Raw genomic sequence first — 20,268 nt, 5'->3', positions numbered from 1 at the left:
AAGAGAATGCTTTTTTGGCATTCTCTTTTTTAATATCTAAACAGATAAAAAATGATTATCTTTTCTTACTTTTCATTGATGAAGCTTTCTTAAAGTTATTAACAATGGACTTCTTCAACTTAGCTTCGTCACCCTTATATTTCTTGATGGCTTTGGTAAGTTTCTTTTCGTCCTTCATATCCTTTTCGTAAGCTTTCTTAAACTTTTTGCTGCTATGGTGTTTTAATTCTTTCTTATCCTTAGCTAGCTTTTTGTTCAAGCTATTCAATGCCTTTTGATCTTTTTTAAGATTCTTGGCACTCTTTAGATATTTTTCAACAGTGTTTTGTTCAGCAACAAGAGCTAAGTAGTACTTCTTATTAGCCTTATATTTTTGTAACAAAGCATTGTATTCTTTTTTAAGTTTCTTTGAACTATGTTTCTTAAGTTCAGCTTTTAGTTTATCTAATTGCTTCAACTCTTTCTTCACTAGTTTTTCTTGTGAAGAAGCTTGTTTATTAACCTGTTTCAAACTCTTAGTGGTTAACATCTTGCTTTGAATCTTTTGATTTTCACGAGTTTGAGTTCTTGATAGAGTATTTACATTGCTTACGCGTTGAGTAGTTTGATTATTAACGCTATGATCGTTGGAAACTCGATTATTAGTTGTTAATTCCCTATTACTCAATACTTTATCAGAATCATCATTAGCATGAGATTGAGATGGTTTGTTTTGGCTAACACCATTTCCGTTCTCATGAGCGCTTGTCTTACCTTGTTCACCATGACTTGAAGCACTACTTTTTACATTTGAACTGTTTTGTTCTTCATGACTTGCTGAACTACTTTGAGCACTTGAACTTGCTTGTTCTTCATGACTTGCTGAGCTGCTTTGCGCACTTGAACTACTTTGTTGTTCATGACTTGAAGCACTGCTTTGTGCGTTTGAGCTTGCTTGTTCTTCATGACTTGCTGAGCTATTTTGAGCACTTGAGCTTGCTTGTTCTTCATGACTTGCTGAGCTACTTTGAGCACTTGAGCTTGCTTGTTCGTCGTGGCTTAATGAACTGCTTTGGGCGCTTGAACTACTTTGTTGTTCATGACTTGAAGTACTGCTTTGGGTACTTGAACTTGCTTGTTCTTCGTGGCTTGCAGAGCTACTTTGTGCACTTGAGCTTGCTTGTTCTTCGTGGCTTGCAGAGCTACTTTGTGCACTTGAGCTTGCTTGTGTTTCATGACTCACTGAGCTACTTTGTGCACTTGGACTTGCTTGTTCGTTGTCACTTGCTGCGTTGCTATTAGCAGATGAACTTTTTTGTGTTCCATTACCAGTTGATGATCCATTGGTTTCGTTGCTAATAGTTGTCAATACACCATCATTGTCAGCATGGTAAGTAATGCCGCCTACTACAACGTCTTGGCTTTGTTTCATAACCCCATTTTCATCAAAGAAATATTTATTATCGTTAATAACAATAAGGCCCTTAGTTGTCTTGTTATTGCCATCCAAATGATAAGTCTTTCCATTTATTGTTATGAAGTATTGTGGCATGTTCATTTGGCCATTTTCATTAAAGTGAATTGTTCTTCCATCAACAGTCATGTCAGATGTAACTAAATAACCATCTTTAGCATCATAGTATGAAATGGTTCCATCATCATTAAATACATATTTACCTTTTTCTTGAACTCCATTTTGATCAAATAGTAATTGGTGATTTTGGATACGTTGCACACCTTTAACAAGTTGTCCATCATCCCCGGCGTAGTAAACATTTCCATCATTAATAATGAATCTATCAGATACAACCGCACCTGATTGTCCGTCTAGATAAAGGTTCTTACCGTTGATGTTTACAAACTTACCTTTTTCTTGAATACCGTCATTATCAAAGTACATTTCTTGTCCATCGATTTGTTGGTATCCAGTTACTTTAAGTCCTTCTGCATCTAGATAATAAATATTACCATCGTTAAATACAAAGTTATTTGTAACTTGGTATCCGTCTGATTCATTGAAGTACTTGTCTTCATTGTTAATTTTGACAAATTGTCCCTTCACTTGAGTTCCATCAGAATTGAAGTATAGGTAATTGTCACCAATATGTTGATATCCAGTTACTAAAGTACCGTCGTTATTCGCATAAAATACGTTTCCATTATATAAAACATAACGGTTGCTAACTTGAGCTCCTGTATCTTTATCAAAGTACATTAGGTTTCCATTAAGATTAACGATAACATCCTTGATTTGTGATCCATCTTCATTAAAGTACATGTGTTGACCATTAATTAACTGATATCCAGTTACAAGATGTCCTTGGTTATCAGCATAGTATTCTTTACCATCATGAATAATAAAGTCATTCATAACCTCTGAACCATCTTTTCCGTTGAAGTAAACATTTTCACCGGAAACATTAATAAATTGATCTTTCACTTGTACTCCATCGGAATTGAAGTATAAGTTTTTACCATTAATGTTTTGGTAGCCAGTAACAAGGTAGCCATTGTCGTCAGCATAGTATACATTTCCATCGAATAATACAAACTTGCCTTGAGATAGTTCCCCATTATTTTCATCAAAGTACATTTTGTGACCGTTCAATGTTACTATTGCTCCCTTGACTTGCATACCAGTGTCGTCAAAGTAAAGGTTCTCATGTCTTACACGTTGTAATCCTTTTACCAAGGCACCATTTGAATCTGCATAATACCAACCATTGTTGAATGAAATGAATCTATCGGTAACTAAGTTTCCAGATCCATCGTCAAAATACATACTTGTACCATTAAAGTTAACGATGTCACCTTTAATTTGATATCCATTTTCATCAAAATATTGAGTATTTCCATGAATATTAACAATTCCAGTATCCAATGTTCCCTTATCATTTACGTGTAGCATTTGATTTATGTTCTTACTGAAGTAATATGCTGAGGTTTGAGCCATGTAACCATTATTTTGGTAGTAGTTCATTGTTCCATCACTATTAACCGAAACAAAATCTCTTAAGTTAACACCGTTTGATAGGAAGAAATACTTATTCCCATTGATTACTTGTGGAGAAGTAGCAAAGTCACCGTCATTATCTACATAGTACCAATTACCATTATCATCTTGGATAAAGGTATTTTTAGCAATGTAACCACTAGTTGATACATATTTACTCTTACCATCAATAACTTTCAAACCGTATTCGACATTATTACCTAATAATTCATTTGGTAAATTAGAAGTCTTGATATTGGTATTTCCGTCATCTGTAACAGTAAAGTAGTTTGAATTTGGTGTACTACTTAATACATATCCAGCTCCACGGCCTTGAATGTTAGAACCGTTTAAGTATTCAGCGGTCCAAACTTTCAGTTTCTTAGAAGCATCAATTGGCTGACCTGTTGAAATTTGTTTTGTAGTAAATAAATCAGGATATAGTTTTTGTAGTTGTTCTAGGAATTCCCCACCATACTTATATTGATAGTCAGTTCCGGAACCCTTACTGAATGCATCATACAAACTATTAATAAGATTTGAATTAGCATCCGCATTCCCATAAGCATTTGTTCTAGTTGCATTAACAATTTGTTGGTTAGGTAATGAATATATTTGATCAGGAACAATATCTGCTAACACTTTAATACCTTGTGCATGTAATGCCTTAATGGCGTCCATTAATTGTTCAGCAGTACCGTATTTAGTTGGTGTGCCAAATCCTAGATCATATCTATCGTTAAATGAATAACCATTTTGTACCACTGAATCAATAAATGAACCATCAGTTGTTGAACGATATTGTGGTGGCAATTCTAGATAGGTAAATCCTAGATTCTTAAAATCTTCTGCATTCTTTTGAATAACAACATTTTCATATTGGTCAGGTGTTTGGGAAAAATCTTGGAAGTTAGAAAATGCTTCTAAGATAACATTTGAGTCTGATGCCTCATTAGAATGAATTGATTGGCCATCAGTTGTTGGAGTTGAACTTGGTGCAGTTCTAATGTCTTGGTTATCTGCAGCTCCTAAAGGAACCCACATTGATAGATATCCGGATACTTGTGGAGTTGAGTAACCCTTAATGGTACTTCCATCCAATGTTAAGTCACCATTGTCATCAGTACGGACAACTGCATATCCAGTAGAGCTGTCACTATCAAAAGTATCAATACCTGAATTTGAGGCTGTTAATAGTTGACGGTATTCTTGATTCTTGTGAGCGGCACCCATGTGAATAACAACCTTATCTTTAGCAGAAAGGGTCAAAGTAGGATTGTTGCTTTCAACAACAGCAATTCCTGATGTTCTGGTTAAACTGTCACCTAAATCATCCGCGTTTAATGCATCCTTACCATATCTAACGGAAGTAAGAATAGTATCTTCGCCATTGTTAACCTTAACTGCTTCCATGTGTTGACCACCGGCAACGTATTTAACTCTTGATTTAAGCATTTCAGCAATTGAATCATAATATGGTGTCTTTTCGGCCATAAATTGGCCACCATCTGTATACATGTCACCATAGTAAACTCTTGGAGTTGTGTCTTTGTTGGTTAAAGTCAAAGCATATGATGCTGGAATGTTGTATTGTGTATATTTCTTAACAGCACTATTTTCATCAGCATCATATATCTTGAACGCTTCTCTCATTTGTTCCCATGTAGGGTTAGAAGCTGATGCGTGAGGATCAATATTATCAATGATAATTTGTGAAATGATGTCTTGAACACCGGCATCATGGGCTCTAACAATTTCATAGTTAGGAATTGCTTGGTTAGTTGTATTATCATCTTGTCTATTTACAACACCGGCATTAATAATTGTGGACATATCAGATCTTACTGCAGGGTTATACATTAAAATTGAACGCAATGAGTTCAAGTAACCACTATCAATGGTCATTTGATTTGTACCATGATCTTTTTGATAGTATGGATCATTTCCACTCCAGTCTTCTAGAATAGAAAGATGATTGTCTGAGTTAACGTCATTTGCATTAATCTTGTATGCATCTCTAAAGTATTGACTGATAATATTTAAAACGTCAGCATCCATATTATCAACGGCATCCACACGTACACCGTCAAAGTTAGCTGAACTATCATTGTTAACTATTGAACCGAAATTCATTAAGTAATGTAACCAGTTTAATGTTTCAGCTTGTACAACAGGATTGGAATTATCAACATCATTTGCCAATAAGAATTCAAAACCTGGATCCGTTGTGTGTGTATAATCTACTTTTCCATCTTGTTGCGTTGGGTTTCTATTAAGTAATCTGTAATTTGAATTGGCATCTTTCGTTTGACTGTTGTTTCCGTAAAGAAGAGCCCCACCTTGTAAACTATCACCGGAATTATAGTCTTCACTATTAATATTCCATTCATCTTGAGAGTTAACAAAAGTAGTAAATAAAGATTTTATTTCTTCTAAGCTACCGTTATCAGCTTTAATCTTATTTTCAATGTTTAATCTAACAGTGGCAGATGCGTTATTGATGTCATTAGCAGAACTATTACTGTCGAATTGACCACTAACTAAACCGTTTTTACTCATGTAATTCAAGTAATTAATTTCAACAGTCTTGTTAGGCCACCATACACTTAATAATGGTCGAAAATCTGAGCTAGTAGAATCTCTCCATTGTGTGTCGCTAACTTGAATTTTCTTTGGACGGTACCAAGAGTTGGCAGTTAAAAATCCATCAATGTTTGTGATTGATTTTCCGTCCGGAGTGTAAATAGATAACTTATCTGATGAATTGATTGATCCATCTGAGAATTTAGAATTGAATGTAGTTAAGTAACCATTAGCGCCAAAATAATAATATGTGTCATTGTCTTCAATTAATGCTGATTTCACTTGATTATTGTTTGAATCGTAGAAGTATGTTTTTCCATCAATTTCCTTTGTATGTGCTTTCAAACTATCGGAAGAATTTGAAGCCAATTGCACACTCAAAGAAACAGATGCAAATGATGATTGTGCTGAACTGTCACCTGCATTTGAAGATTGTGATGAATTACTAGCTTGTGATGAACTATTACTTACGCTTGATGATTCACTTGAATTGCTAGCTTGTGAACTTTCATTTTGAGATGAAGAACTTGAACTCACTGATTGTTCAGAGTTTTTGGAGCTAGATGATGATGTATCTGTTTGTGATGAACTTGATAATGAAGAAGCAGAAGAGCTTACGCTATTGGATGAGCTTGCACTGGATGCAAAAGAAGATTTTGCGGAATCTGGTAGTGAATCAGTTCCACTTATGTATGATGATGCTGAGTACGCACTTTTCCCGTTATCGGAATTGCTGGATGCGTAACTACCTGTGTATGTAACGTTATTTTGATCAGCTTTAGCAGTAACATCTGTGTTATTAACGTTTTCAGCAAATACAACTGACATTGTCGCTGATAAAATACCCGCTATAATCCATTGCTTACCGCTTTTGTACATCTTATAATGTAATTTTTTCTCTTGATTATTGTCCATAAATACCACCTAATTCAATGATAAAATTATTATTTTTGCAACATTATTGTAACAAAAACACATAAAAAAGTTAAGGAAATTTTAATATTTATTTAAGGCTCAAATGATATTTTTGTTAAAAAGTACTGTCATATCAACGTTTACATCCTTTACTTTTTCTTAAACAAAATCAAGAGTAACATTACAAATATTACAAAAAACAAAAAGAGAATTCCCTTTTGGGAATTCTCTTTTTTGCTTTTTATTTAACGTCTAAGTTTACATCGCTAAAGCCTTGATTAAAGGTTGCTCGCCACTTTCCTTTGGTTAGGTGTGGAGGTAACAGGAAGGTTCCTGAAGATACCCTTTGGCCTGCCTCTAGTCTTAGATCTTGCTCATCTAGTTTTTTGACCAACCATTGAAGTGAATTCAGTGGATTACTTAAAACTTCTGAAGAAGTTCCAGTTGCCACCTCTTTTCCATCATGGGTAAGTGTAGTTGTCACGTTCTCTAAGTTTTCCAGTGAGAAACTGTTGGTATCGAATTCCTCTCCATAGACTACGTATCCGCCGACCGCGGCGTCTGACATGACCATGTACTTAGACAGTGATGGGAACCAGTCAGAAAATCTTGAGTCTGGGACCTCAACTCCTGAGGCTACAGTGGTCTTATTGGCAAGGTCCTCTAGGCTATCGGTTGGTAATAATGGCTCTTTGGCCTTAAAGACCAACTCTACTTCCGCCAGAGGATCCATTAGTTCACTTTTCAGTGATAATGATACCGGTGATTGGACGAAGTGTGATTTAACTTGAGCTCCGTATAATGGTTCGTTTGAATTAAACATGTCTTGTGTTTGCTTGCTAGTCAAACTGACCTTGTATCCTCCCAGATCCTCACCTTTTAGTTCCATTAATCTTCTTTGAACTCTGTATGATGCCTCTTCGTCAGACACCATGTCTTCCCATTCATCCATTTTTAATGGCTTCTTGGTCTTGTATGCTTCAAATAATGCGTTTGCTAATTTTTCTTCGGTTGCGGTTAATTCTAATGTTGTAGTTGTCATAATAATACGCTCCTTTTCTAGCAGCGTACCTTAACTGGTGACGCTGCAATCCAAAATAAAATATTAATCTGTCCATCATCTAATTCACTAATCGGTAATTGCATTGTCACCACTTCCTTTCCTAATCCAAATTGATAAATAAAAAAGCGTCCTCAAACCCATACTTAATATGGGTCTAAGGACGCTTCCGCGTGTTACCACCTTTAATTTAATAGTCTAAAAAGACTATCCTCTACGTACGGATAAAAATCGATACGCTGTCAACTTAACGGTTGCTACCGGCGCCACTTACTGTTGTTTCAGTGGGCTAACTAAAGAATGATAACTTTTGATCAAATTCGTTATACTGTCACATCAACCCAGCACTCTCTTGAAACGATTCTGATTAGTTGTTCTTATAATCGCTATTTATTTATCTAATTGACCCTTATTATAAGAGCTCAATTAGAAAAGTCAACACTTTTTTAATTATTTTTTAATGAAAGTTTTCGTATAGTTCCATTGTGGACCAGCAGTGTTGTGAATAACATCTTTAACGTAGCTCTTTTGTAGGTAGTAAGTTCTTACTTGATATAGTGGAGAAATTCCTTGGTCATCGTTTAGTTCCTTACTTGCATAAATTAGGTCTTGCCAACGTTTGCTTGCATCATTTGCATCTGTAGTGCCGGCCTTCTTCAATAGTGCATTGAACTTTGTATCGTTGTACTTACCGAAGTTATAAGGTGTGTTTTGTTCAGGAATTTGTAGGAAAGTGATTGGGTCTTTGAAGTCTCCACCCCATGATGATAGTGAAATTTCAAAATTACCTTTGGTTAAATTATCGTTTGCTAACTTACCAGGAATGGTTCTTAGGTTTAAAGTGAAACCAGGAAGAACTGATTCCAGTTGTGCCTTTAAGTATTGAGTCGCAACTGGAGTGTTGGCATCATCAGTTGAAGCCATTAATGATAATGACACGTTCTTGATACCTAATTCCTTTAATCCCTTTTCGTAGTATTGCTTAGCTAACTTCTTGTTGTAAGCTAGTGAGTCTTTATCGCCTTGTTGGTCAGCAAAGTCCTTTCCTGTCTTTGGATCACTAGCTAATCCGTAAGGAACGAATCCAGTAATCTTCTTAGTGTTAAAACCTAGAATACTTTCGTTTAATTGGTCTCTATCGATTGCTAAAGAGATTGCCTTACGAATGTTTTTGTTGTTAATAATCTTTCTGTTTTGTTCATCAGGGTCGTTAAAGTTGTAACGCAAGAATGTAGTCATTGAGTATGAGTAATCATGCAATTCCGAATTATTCTTGTAGTTCTTTAATTGTTCTGATGATAATGCAGTCACGTCAATCTTACCTTGGTTGTAAAGGTTCAAACTGGTGGTTGAGTTAGCTACAACAGTGTAGTTAATCTTCTTTAATTTGATGTCCTTGGCATCCCAATAATTATTGTTCTTTACATATGACCAAGTATCATTAGTTCCGTTCCATCCCTCAATTGAGAATGGTCCCGAGTAAACCATGTACTTAGCATTAGTTCCATACTTGTCACCGTACTTCTTAACAATGGCTTGATCTTGTGGTCCAAATAATGGATATGCCATTAAAGTCTTGAAGTATGCGATTGGTTTAGTTAACTTAATTTGAACTGTATTCTTGTTAAGCGCCTTAATCCCTAACTTATCAGGGCTCATCTTACCATTAGTAATGGCTTCACCATTTTCAACATCGTTGAATAAGTATGAGTATTCCGCCTTAGTTGCTGGTTTTACAGTACGACGCCATGAATATACAAAGTCATTGGCAGTAATGTCCTTACCGTTACTCCACTTGGCATCCCTTAACTTAAATGTCCATGTCTTACCATCCTTACTAGTATTAGCACTTTGCGCTAAATCTAGTGTTGGTTTCCCATCATCACCAAGCTTGTAAAAACTACTAAACGCATTTCCTGTTGATCCGTATCCAGTAGATGTTGAAATGTCTAAAGTACTTAATTGTGATGTGGCTGCTAAATTCAATGTTTGTGTCTTGGCATCATTGCTGCCTGAATTATTACCACATGCTGCCAGCGTTACCCCTGCTAACGCCGTCATTGCTGTTGCTAATAATAACTTTTTCATATTTTTCACTCCTATTTGTTTGTATGTGCTCAATCAAAAGAAAAAGACCACTGCCTGATGCCAACAATAACGTTAGCCTCAAACAGTGGTCTCTTATTCGTATAACTCAATTTTTATTAATTTCTGTCAAACTATCTCGAGTTACACGATTAAAAAGGTTACCACATTTGTGCTAACGACAGTTTGACAACAACATGAAATTAAAATTACGTTCTTCAAATGGATAACCTTCTTTCGTACAGATTGATTACCTTGAATAATACATGCTTACAAATGAGAAGTCAATGATTAATTCTCATTATATTTTAATATAAAGTAAAAGTGACCACTTTTTCGTTGCCCTATCAATAAAAGTTGTATACTATGAAGTAGCAAAGTAAACATGAGAAGGAATGAAAAAAATGAAAAGTACATTTTCAAAAATTGTAATTGTCATTATCTTGTTATTCATCGCCATCATCGCTGCTATTAGTATTGCTACCAAGAATAGTAACGTTGATTCCACATTGAAGGCAGTTAACCAAACGGTTGCTGTAACAAAGCAAAAACATGATGGTAAATACGAACTAGTTGTCAAAAAAGATCAAACCAGTCAATACAGTTTCCCTCGTCTTGATTCGTTGAAGAAGGACACATACAAAAAAGGAACTAAGCTAACATCTACCAAGTTAGTCCAGGATGAACAAACAAACTTCTACAAGATTAATGATAATACTTACGTGTTATCTTCTGATGTAGACGTTAAATAAAAGAAAAGAGACCTCTGTGAAGGTCTCTTTTTTTATTGATAATGATAATCATTATCTAAAAGTAGCACTGTTTTTGCTAATGTAACTTTCAGCATTCTTAATAGCTTTAGTTAAACTCTTAACTTGCTTAGCTAACTTAGCGTATGCTGCCTTGTTTTTACGAGTATTGTGCTTCTTTACAGCTGATTTGGCTTTTGAAGCCTTTGACTTAGCAGTCTTTAAAGCCTTGTTATCACGGTTAATTGTTGAGATTTCTTTTGAAAATCTAACAATTGCCTTTTCCTTGTTAATAAGTTTTGAGTATGCATTCTTGTTTGACTTAGCTTGCTTAGTTAACTTCTTGTATTGTGCAGCTAACTTCTTAGCTTGTTTCTTACTATGATGTTTCTTCATAGCTTTCTTAAGCTTGCTTAATTGAGCATTATCTGAACTTACCTTACGTTTAGCTGCTGCAGCTTGACGTTTAGTGTCCTTTAATGCACCTGAAGTTTGACTATACACATCATTAACAAATGCATCATAAGTCTTTTGAGATGCACGATAAGCTGTTAGCGCCTTGTTGTATGCATTAACATTCGCACGTGAGTGCTTCTTATTCATCTTACTCCTAGCTGCATTTAAAGCTTTTGTAGCTTTATTGTATGATGCTTTAGCTTGTCCTAAACGAGTTACATATCTATCGGCTACAGAGTTAGCATCAACCTTTAAATCACTTGATACATCATTCCAGTAGTTTGCGTTTGATAGATAGTAGTTAGCCATTGCTAAGTAAATATTAGCTGTAGCATCACCACTAACATTCTTAGCTTTGTTAATGTAGCTCATTGCTGTCTTTAGATTCTTGTTTGCATAGTAAACAGATGATAAGTGAGAAGCTTCTGATCCAAAACGACTCTTCATCTTGTTTAATTTATCTTGCGCACTTGAATATAGTCCATTCACATAGTTACTATCAACAGATCCAGTGAATGAATATACATTAACCTTTCCAGATTTATCAGTCTTTAGTGAGTAAGCTTGGTTAGCGTGTTCATTTGGAATATCTTGAACAGTGAACATCTTCTTTAGTTGTGGTAGATAAATTTCAACAGATGAATTATCAACATAAAGTACAACACGTTTAATCTTAGTGTTTTCTAAACTAGTGGATGTAGTAACGTTCATACCCTTGAATACGTTTTTGTCTTCTTTTCTAGTTACAGTCATTTTGTTGTTAGCAAAAGTGATAGTAATGCTGTTATGAGCGTTACGAACTAGATAAATCTTTTTATTTGATCCAGCGTCGTATTGAATTTCAACCTTCTTTGAAGATGGAACCTTAACAACGTTCTTAGTTGACTTAACTTTAGTCTTAGAATCAAGCTTAGTTTGTCCTGGTTCAATTGGTGTAGTAAGAACCTTTTGGTTTTCATATTGAAGAACTCTTGGTAAAGAGAAACCACCAGCATGTTGATTACCAGGGAATGCTGATTGTGTCCATATAGTTGGTGAATAAACCCAATCACTAATCCAACCTACATATGCGACTGTATCATTGTCAATTTTTACGTAGTTTCCAGCGTATAGATCAGTTCCATTATCAAGAACTTGAACTTTACCAGTGGGTTTAAAAATACCATTCTTGTCTAAGTTACCAGTAATATATTTAGTGTATCCAATTTTTTGGTCTCCAACAATTCCTGCTTGAGCACTAAAGAACATGATTGTTTGTCCTTTAATAGTTTGAATACTTGGAGTTTCAACCAATCCGTCTAATTGAACATCATCATTTGGATTATGACTCCAGTTAACACCATCGGTACTAGTTAATGTGAACATCTTGTGGTTAAGTCCACCAGCAACATACATGATTAGTTGTTTACCATTATTAGTAACGAATGGATCTCTAAAGTCTGTACTTGGTTGTTTTCCAACAATATCAGAAGTAACTGCTGGTGCATCACTGTATGGATGGAATTGTGATCCATTATTACTGTATGCTAAATAAATACCTTTTGATCCACCAGTGTTTGAGAATGTTGAGAAATAAGATAACTTAGCATTTGCATCAATAGCATTTCCCCATTGATCTTTTGTTACAAGTGGTTTGTTATTAATCGCATTGTTTAAAACAACACTACCAGTAGCAACATAATCCCATGGAATACCATTCTTATTATTATCTGCAACTTCAACAGCATTTCCATTCTTATCTTTGTATACAGCGTCAGGAATTGCAACATTGTCTTTTGATGTTGGATTTGCTTCATTCACAAGTGGTGTAAATGTAACAAAATCTGTTGTTTTCACTCCGTACCAATGACTGGAATATTTAAAGTTATTTGGGTATTGGGTACCTAAATAATATACTTCCCAATATTTAACTTTTCCATTTTCATCGTATTGTGGAACGATACTTTGGATATCATTAGAGAAACCTTGTGGATTATTGTAGTGATAATTTTGGTTAAATTTAGAATTAAATGTTGGTGCATAATTAAAATCATAGTTAGGATCGTTAGGATCGCTTACAATTGTTGAAGCAGCATTAGAGCTGTTTGATTGTTGAGCAACAGTTACTGCATTTGAGCCAACTGATTGTTGTGCTGATGAAGATGTGCTTGCACTACTACTTTGTTGAACTGATGCTGATGAGCTCACGCTTGAACTAGATTGTGAAGCTACATTAGATTGTTGTGCTGAAGCAGAGCTAGCTTGAGTAGCAGTTCCAGATGCACCCGAAACTGTTACACTATTAGATTCAGCAGATTGTACAATTTGTACATTTTCGTCAGTTTCATTTGCACTTGCTTGAACATGATTATTTAATACAGCTAGTCCAAAAGAAACAGTACAAATACCTGCAACTACCCATGTTTTTCCAGATTTATACATTTTATAATGTAGTTTTCTATTTTCCATTACTAAACTCCTATCTATTCCCTTAAAAAATTAAACAAATTAAACAAATTAAACGAACAATAAACAGAAGTAAATATTTATACAAATACTTATTTCTGTAAAAAATCTTATTGATAATCCAATAATCAAAAAGATTTGGATGAATAATTCCCCCACGGCATTACTCATCCTATATATGTATTGAAACTAACAATACACCAATTTTTGAATGTAATTTATGAATTTCTCCAAAAAGGGACAACAAATCCCCCTAAAAATTACTTTTTCATAACAAAATCATTATATAGTATTAATGTTTTGTAATCAATGTCTAATTAGGTATTGTCATTTTAAATTTTTTTAAATTTCACACCAACTATTTATACAACTGTATAAATAAAAAGAGACCTCTGAAGAGGCCTCTTTTTTTAATTATGGATTAATAAACGTGGGACAAAGTCCCTGGAATAAAGTAATCTATCTTCTCTTACCTATTCATCATTTAATATAGCATCCGTTGATTAATTCCCTAAAAAACGACGATTATTTTAAGATTAGTTTTTAATGCTACTTTATAAATTTAAGATAATAGTTTTAAATGTTTTAAAATAAAACGCTAATGTAACAGCAACATACGTAATGACGTATGCAATCAGACTGATCCAGATATTACTGATGTGGCTAATGACAATGAATGCAAATGCCATAATCATCAAGTAATAAAAGTTCTTAATAAACTTTACTCCAGAGTCAGCGTTCATAAACCATTCAAGTGTTAGATACCATATCATTAACAATGGAATTGATAATAGCGCTATCTTAAGCGTACTATGGCTCAATCTAAATCCAACGTAGTAAACGGCAAAATCAAATACCAAGTTTGCTAATGAGATATAGCAGAAGTCCTTAATTTTCTTTGCCATGATGTAGTCATTGAATATATAAGACTGCACAATACAAGTAATCCCGACTCCCGGAAAGACGATACTTAAATATTGTACAGATTCACTATAACTAGCAATAAAGTTGTTAACTATCCAAGCGATTGGATAGTATGAAGCAATGACGAAAAAGACAATTGCATTCATGACTGCCATGTTTGAATCATGATTAGATACAACCGCTGATTTGCCGGCCTTTTTCATGTACGGTAACATTACCGAAGAAACGGCATTAAATACCGTTAATAACAATGCAGCTAACGAGTAAGCAAATGCATACTTACCATACTCGCTAACCTTAAAGAACATTGAGATAAATTGATTATCAGCGTTAACCATCACCATTGTAATTTGATACGAGATCATAATTGCGAAACCAACTCTGAAAAATACCCGGATATTTTGGAATTGGCTAGCAATCGTTTTTCGTTCACCTAATATAATTTTTTTATATCTGACGAGGTAGTAGCAAAGCAATATAAACACAGCAAAGTTCATGTAAAACATGTAGTAAGTAACGTTTACATTGAAAGCTGTAAATTTATATAGGTACAAAGCTAATAGTAAAAAGAATAGATTTATAAATGATTGAAGTCTTGCTATTGATGCCAATTCACTAAAACGCATAATACACTTAGAGAAAAACTGAAAGTATGTTAGTGCGTTCAATAAGAATGAATATATAGCAATCGCAATAATGATTTCTCGATTAATTTGCGGGATATTGATTAAGCATGCAAAGATACTCATTACAATGCTTAAGAATAGCTCAAATATTAACAAGAATAACGTATAGGTTCTAAACTTCTTAAACGAGATATTCTCTAGTTTTTTACCAGCATTTCGAATTAAAATTCCATCGATAAATCCAATGTGAAGCAATGGTACATAAGTCGTATATAGTGAGAATATTTTATAGTAACCATATCCATCATGGCCCAAGATCACAGGCGTAATAAATGATGATAAGACACTAATCATCAGCGATATTAAGTTACTGACCATTAGATTGATTATATTTTTAACAAATCCCTTATTCATTTATCCTTTTACACCTACATTCTTAATGAAAAATACTTATTCTGCTTTCGAATCTCTCAATTCCGGCACTTTTATCTTAACTAGAATGAATGTGACTAATACCACTAAGGCACTAACGTAGAAGACCACATTATAATCCCAGATAGATGAAATAATACTTCCCATTAATGAACCAATACAAATACCAACAGCTTGTGCACCTTGGTTTAGACTAAATGCCATCCCTGTAGATTCTGATGGTGTTCCCTTTGCCAGCAATGTTTGAACAGATGGAAAAATTGCCGCATTTGAAACCCCGGTTAAGAATCTGAAGACACCAAAGAATAGTACGGTTGGTGCAAATCCTTGAGGGAAAATAAATAGGATTGCCAAGATAAAACCAAGTGTTAGGATTTTGTTGGTACCGTATCTGTCCCCTAGTCTTCCGAACCAAGGAGAAACAAGTACCATCCCAATACCAGGCATGGCTGCCACAATCCCTGATACAACTGATACATTTCCAGAGTTATTCATTAACTCCTTAACGTATAAGGTAATCAATGGATTGATAGAGTTGTTCATAATTTGAAGCGCAATTGAGATAATTAAAATCCACACAACAAAGTGTGTGTTTGGGAAACGCTTGATGATTTTAACAAACGATTCCTTCTTTTCTTTTAGCTTAGCTGGATCTGGCTTGAAGTGTTCTTCTACGAAGAAGTAAGTTAGTAAAAAGAACGAAAATAGTAGTAATCCCGTTACCATGAATGAAACACGAATACTCAATAGTCGTACTAATAACCCACCAAAAATAGGTCCAACTAAGAATCCACTTGTGTATCCAGTTGATAGCCAACTTAATGCATATCCAGTCTTATTTCTGGGCGTACTGGTTGCAACCAATGCGATTGAGTTAGGGATAACTCCGTCAAAGAATCCTTGTAAACACTTTAGGATTAGAAGTTCCCAAACATTGGTACAAAAAGCCATTAAGAATAACGTTACAGCTGAACCGAATGATGTTTGTAGCACCATTCTCTTTCGTCCATGACGATCCGCAAATCGTCCCCACATGGCCGATGTAAAAATTACGACAATAAAAGAAGAAGCATACACAATTCCACTAAGTAGTGAAAGTTGACTCTTACTAAAATCGCCTAATTCAGAAATATATAGCGGTTGAAATGGAATAACTTCACTAAAGGCAATTCCTGTTAGAAAAGTACCAAATAGCAATATCCAAAGATTCTTACGCCAATGTTTATTATCGTCCAAAATTATTCCTCCTCTGTTTAAAGCAATTGTCTATAATAACATATACCCAAAGAAAAAATAATACCCGATTATTGTTTCATGCTAATTTTATTTACCATGAAAAATGAACAGATAATTGGTAGCAATGCATAGTAATCAATTAATGTTGATTCAAAGCTACCCTTGAAGATTAGCGCAATTAAAACAATATACAAAATATAGCAATTAGCCTTATGTGCGTTAACAAATGACTTTGCGTATATATATGTATAAATTAGAGAACCGATAATTCCAGTCGAAATCAGGTTATAAACGTATTGGTTATCTACCCAAATTGGATTACCTTGTGCGAAATCACTAACGTTGAATAGATTAAAACCAAATACCTTGAAAGCCTCATTTTGAAGGAATAAGCGGTTGGAAGTTAAATCGTTTAACTTCACAAAAAAGGTACTGAATTGATCATAGTAGAAAACGACCATGACCGATGTTAAAGTCATAATTAATAGGAGAAAAATTCCCAGTAACGGCTTAAATGATTTGATATTTTTGTTAAATACGAGTGGAATAATTAGTAGTACCATTAAGATAAATGCCACTTGTGAACTTCTTGAATCTGCATATACGAATTCAATAAAGAATCCTGTGATAAACATTAGTAATAACCAGAATAGATTGCTGATTTTCTTTAAGTTTTGTAGACGTCCCGTACTATATAAGAAAAGTAAAAATGAAATCAGAATGTATAAACAGTACCCACCAAATGAATTAGGATGGTTAAATCCTAATGAACTTCGGATGGTGTCCCCTCTTGGAACGTATACATCATATTGGCTAGGAAAAATACCACAGAAAAACATTATTAAAACTGAAGCAATACAGACAAGTCTGGTAGCAAAATCGACCTTAATAAATTTCTTAAAGCTAACCGATTCGCTGTTCATGATTAAAAACGACAAGCAAATAATTGGAAAATTAATCGATTTAAATCCTATTAAATCAAGCAAAAACAAACCAGCTAAAATGATTAAGCAACTCATCTTAAGTCGATCGTTGATGTTTAACAATAAAAGCGTGGCTTGTGATACAAGAAATACGGTAATTCCAGCCCACCAAATCATTTTTACATATCCAGGTTTTGGAAGTTGATCAACACTATTAAATTCACTGTACATATATAGCATTGATGTAGCCATTAAAACTATATACGAAAAAAGATATAATCGTTGTTTTATTATGTCTATCGTATCCACGTTTATTCTCCTTTATTAGATAAGTAGTCTTTAAAGGTATCTGTGATTACTGCTTCATCATCAATCTTTCTACCAAATGCATAATCGGTATTAACGACTGTCTTTAGACGATCCACGTCATCGGTAGTAAAGACATATGGTTTACCATGACCATTAAGCCAATCGATATAACGACTTGCCATCGCACTTGATTTGGTCATTCTGTAATCATCGGAATAGTAATCATACTTTTTAGTAAGTCCCTTTGGCTTCAAATCACGCAAGATGGTTTGAATAAAAAATTCATCACCAGTAAATGTGTTCTTAAACATCTTGAAGTCCTTAAAATCAAGCACTCTTTTGACGTATTTAATGTCCATTGAGAACCAGTTACATCCCTTTTCCAGTATCTTGTGCTTCAATCTATTAACACCCAAAATTGTGTTTAGGTATTCCAGATTCTTAATGATCATGTAGAATCTAACACCGGTCTTTAGCTTCATGTATCTAATTGGATAGTAGTACTTGGCACGGTTATAAATTTGTCTGTCGATATAATCTAGAAAACCAATTGCATATGGTTTCTTTTCAAAGTATGACTTGAAATAATCAGGGGTCATTAATGGCATGTCGTTTGATGAGATTAGGTGGACATAACCATAACGATGAGTGTTATAGACTTCTTCTAACATCATGCGTTCAACCATTGTTTGGGTATCGGTACCCCAATAAACCTTACGACGATTTTTAGTGAAGTAGATTTGAGAGTGCACACTCTTAAATTCTGGAATATCAAATTTCTTATCCCAATGAATAAAAAAATCAATTTCTGGATCATCTAATACATCGATGGTATTTTGAACAATCTTGCCGTCTCCGTATCCCATAATCATAACTGCGTGTTTCATAGTTTCCTCCCAATCTTAATCTTTCAATAATGACGCTAAGTCGTCACCGTCGGTTACATTGTGTGCAAAGGCATAGTCAGAATTAACAACTTTGCCTAGTTCGTCTTTGTCATCGTCAGAGAATTGATAAGCATTTTCATCGAACCAATTAATCTTTTTAGTTTTGACATAGTTGGCATATCTAGCTGAATCACCATAAGCTTTCATCAAGTTAAAACGGTTAGAGTTCATTGTGTATTCAGGATTATTAGTCTTTAAATTCTTCAATACGGTTTGGGCAAAGAAGTTCTTTGGATTAATGGTGTGACGATAATTATCAATCTTTTGTTCGTCTAATTCGGTTACATATTCTCTTGGTAGTGAAAAGTAAGGACATCCCTTTACAACATCATCACTAGAAATTCTTTCAACACCTAAAAGGTGGTTTAATAACATGCACACTTTAACGAATGGGAAAGCAGTCCATACTCTTTGGTAGTTAAAGTTGTTAAATGGGTAGTAGAAAGCCAATGAATGTTGATCTTGAGAATCAGAGAATTCTACAAATCCTAATTTAACCGGTTTACTTGCAAAGTAATCTTTGAAGTATTGCTTGGTCATCAATGGAAAATCGTTGGATGAAATTAAATGGAAGTATTCATAATCACCCTTCAATGCTTGGTTAATTAGTAGTTTTTCTTCTACTAGTTCAGCAAAGGTTTGGGCATGTACCTTCTTATTGCATCCCACAAAGTTTAGCTTTGAGTTCTTGGCAGTTAAACTACCGTCATCTTCAGCGTAAATATAAAAATCAATATCTTTATCATCCAGTAGATTGATTGTTTGTTGTAAAGTATCAAATCCACCATTGTTCATAACGAGAATTGCTTGTCTCATTTCTTAATCAAATCCCTCTTACTATATAAGTCTTATTAATCTCTTTAATTTAGCTGGCACCAATAACTTGGCAGCAGTTAGTACATTAATGTATTCATAGAAAATTGGTAGGTTAAAAGCAAAAATATATTGATGTACTAATCTAATGGTATTCTTGCGGTCTAAAAATTTAGTGTTAGTAAATGACTTACTATATTCCACTAGCGGTCTCTTGATGTTGGCACCCTTATAGCCATTCTTGTATAGACGCATCCATAGTTCATAATCTTCCACTCTTAGGTGATTGATAGCTTCAGAATAACCACCGACTGCCTTGATTACTGATGCTCGCATCATAATAGATGGATGTACATAGGGATTTCTCTTAATCAAGTCGAATTTGTCTGGATGACTTGGTAAATCAGTGACTAGGCTATGATCATCAAACACTTCATCGGCATTTGAACCAACAAAACTATATTCCGGGTTGTCTTGTAAAAACTTCAATTGTGTTTCAAATCGATCTGGCAATGAAAAATCATCATCATCCATTCTAGCGATATAATCACCATTACATTGACTAAGGCATCTGTTTAGAGACTTTTGTAGTCCCATGTTATGTTCGTTTTTGATTAACTTCACACGATTATCTGACTTGGCAATCTTTTGTAATGTGGAGTAAGTGTCATCGGTTGAACAATCATCGCAAATGATAAATTCGATATCTCTGACTGTTTGTTGCAAGATTGATTCAACTGATCGACTAATCTTCTTACCACGATTATAGGTAGACATAATTACTGAAATCATTT

11 protein-coding genes are annotated in these 20,268 nt (G+C 34.4%); 1 reads left to right on the top strand and 10 read right to left on the bottom strand.

Annotation, left to right across the window (positions count from 1 at the left end; genetic code table 11):
* Positions 1-55: 55 nt before the first annotated feature.
* The 3 genes from KTJ72_RS02280 to KTJ72_RS02270 all read right to left on the bottom strand — a co-directional run bounded on the left by KTJ72_RS02280 (position 56) and on the right by KTJ72_RS02270 (position 9,617).
* On the bottom strand, positions 56-6,469 hold the full coding sequence (locus tag KTJ72_RS02280) for a glycoside hydrolase family 70 protein (RefSeq protein WP_217304049.1): 6,414 nt from the start codon (positions 6,467-6,469) through the stop codon (positions 56-58).
* 241 nt (positions 6,470-6,710) lie between these two features.
* On the bottom strand, positions 6,711-7,511 hold the full coding sequence (locus KTJ72_RS02275) for a 2-keto-4-pentenoate hydratase (protein WP_217304048.1): 801 nt from the start codon (positions 7,509-7,511) through the stop codon (positions 6,711-6,713).
* 468 nt (positions 7,512-7,979) lie between these two features.
* Positions 7,980-9,617: a peptide ABC transporter substrate-binding protein gene (locus tag KTJ72_RS02270; RefSeq protein ID WP_217304047.1), complete on the bottom strand. Its 1,638-nt coding sequence runs from the start codon at positions 9,615-9,617 to the stop codon at positions 7,980-7,982.
* A 401-nt stretch (positions 9,618-10,018) separates the two neighbouring features.
* On the opposite strand from KTJ72_RS02270, the gene KTJ72_RS02265 reads away from it, so the two are divergent.
* Positions 10,019-10,366 (top strand): hypothetical protein, encoded by a 348-nt coding sequence (locus KTJ72_RS02265; protein WP_053796929.1) that lies wholly within the window; start codon positions 10,019-10,021, stop codon positions 10,364-10,366.
* Between the two features lie 51 nt (positions 10,367-10,417).
* On the opposite strand, the gene KTJ72_RS02260 is transcribed toward KTJ72_RS02265, so the two are convergent.
* The 7 genes from KTJ72_RS02260 to KTJ72_RS02230 all read right to left on the bottom strand — a co-directional run bounded on the left by KTJ72_RS02260 (position 10,418) and on the right by KTJ72_RS02230 (position 20,266).
* Positions 10,418-13,267: a KxYKxGKxW signal peptide domain-containing protein gene (locus KTJ72_RS02260; RefSeq protein ID WP_217304046.1), complete on the bottom strand. Its 2,850-nt coding sequence runs from the start codon at positions 13,265-13,267 to the stop codon at positions 10,418-10,420.
* A 551-nt stretch (positions 13,268-13,818) separates the two neighbouring features.
* On the bottom strand, positions 13,819-15,228 hold the full coding sequence (locus KTJ72_RS02255) for an oligosaccharide flippase family protein (RefSeq protein ID WP_217304045.1): 1,410 nt from the start codon (positions 15,226-15,228) through the stop codon (positions 13,819-13,821).
* Between the two features lie 36 nt (positions 15,229-15,264).
* Complete coding sequence (locus tag KTJ72_RS02250) at positions 15,265-16,482, bottom strand: MFS transporter (protein ID WP_217304044.1); 1,218 nt, start codon at positions 16,480-16,482, stop codon at positions 15,265-15,267.
* Between the two features lie 68 nt (positions 16,483-16,550).
* Complete coding sequence (locus KTJ72_RS02245; protein WP_217304043.1) at positions 16,551-17,657, bottom strand: O-antigen ligase family protein; 1,107 nt, start codon at positions 17,655-17,657, stop codon at positions 16,551-16,553.
* Between the two features lie 59 nt (positions 17,658-17,716).
* A complete protein-coding gene (locus KTJ72_RS02240) occupies positions 17,717-18,601 on the bottom strand; it encodes a beta-1,6-N-acetylglucosaminyltransferase (protein ID WP_041153099.1) in 885 nt (294 codons plus the stop codon).
* 15 nt (positions 18,602-18,616) lie between these two features.
* The gene (locus tag KTJ72_RS02235) at positions 18,617-19,477 is read right to left on the bottom strand and encodes a hypothetical protein (RefSeq protein ID WP_217304042.1); all 861 of its coding nucleotides are present in this window, start codon (positions 19,475-19,477) and stop codon (positions 18,617-18,619) included.
* 21 nt (positions 19,478-19,498) lie between these two features.
* Entirely contained in the window at positions 19,499-20,266 is a 768-nt protein-coding gene (locus KTJ72_RS02230) for a glycosyltransferase (protein ID WP_057198458.1), read from the bottom strand.
* Positions 20,267-20,268 lie beyond the last annotated feature (2 nt).

This window comes from Apilactobacillus waqarii, from assembly GCF_019061205.1.
GTDB lineage: Bacteria > Bacillota > Bacilli > Lactobacillales > Lactobacillaceae > Apilactobacillus > Apilactobacillus waqarii.
This window is presented reverse-complemented; position numbering and strand designations above follow the sequence as displayed.

Coding starts and splice junctions, on each gene's coding strand:
- KTJ72_RS02280 (WP_217304049.1), bottom strand. CDS start 6,469: ATGGACAATAATCAAGAGAAAAAATTACATTATAAGATGTACAAAAGC.
- KTJ72_RS02275 (WP_217304048.1), bottom strand. CDS start 7,511: ATGACAACTACAACATTAGAATTAACCGCAACCGAAGAAAAATTAGCA.
- KTJ72_RS02270 (WP_217304047.1), bottom strand. CDS start 9,617: ATGAAAAAGTTATTATTAGCAACAGCAATGACGGCGTTAGCAGGGGTA.
- KTJ72_RS02265 (WP_053796929.1), top strand. CDS start 10,019: ATGAAAAGTACATTTTCAAAAATTGTAATTGTCATTATCTTGTTATTC.
- KTJ72_RS02260 (WP_217304046.1), bottom strand. CDS start 13,267: ATGGAAAATAGAAAACTACATTATAAAATGTATAAATCTGGAAAAACA.
- KTJ72_RS02255 (WP_217304045.1), bottom strand. CDS start 15,228: ATGAATAAGGGATTTGTTAAAAATATAATCAATCTAATGGTCAGTAAC.
- KTJ72_RS02245 (WP_217304043.1), bottom strand. CDS start 17,657: ATGGCTACATCAATGCTATATATGTACAGTGAATTTAATAGTGTTGAT.
- KTJ72_RS02240 (WP_041153099.1), bottom strand. CDS start 18,601: ATGAAACACGCAGTTATGATTATGGGATACGGAGACGGCAAGATTGTT.
- KTJ72_RS02235 (WP_217304042.1), bottom strand. CDS start 19,477: ATGAGACAAGCAATTCTCGTTATGAACAATGGTGGATTTGATACTTTA.
- KTJ72_RS02230 (WP_057198458.1), bottom strand. CDS start 20,266: ATGATTTCAGTAATTATGTCTACCTATAATCGTGGTAAGAAGATTAGT.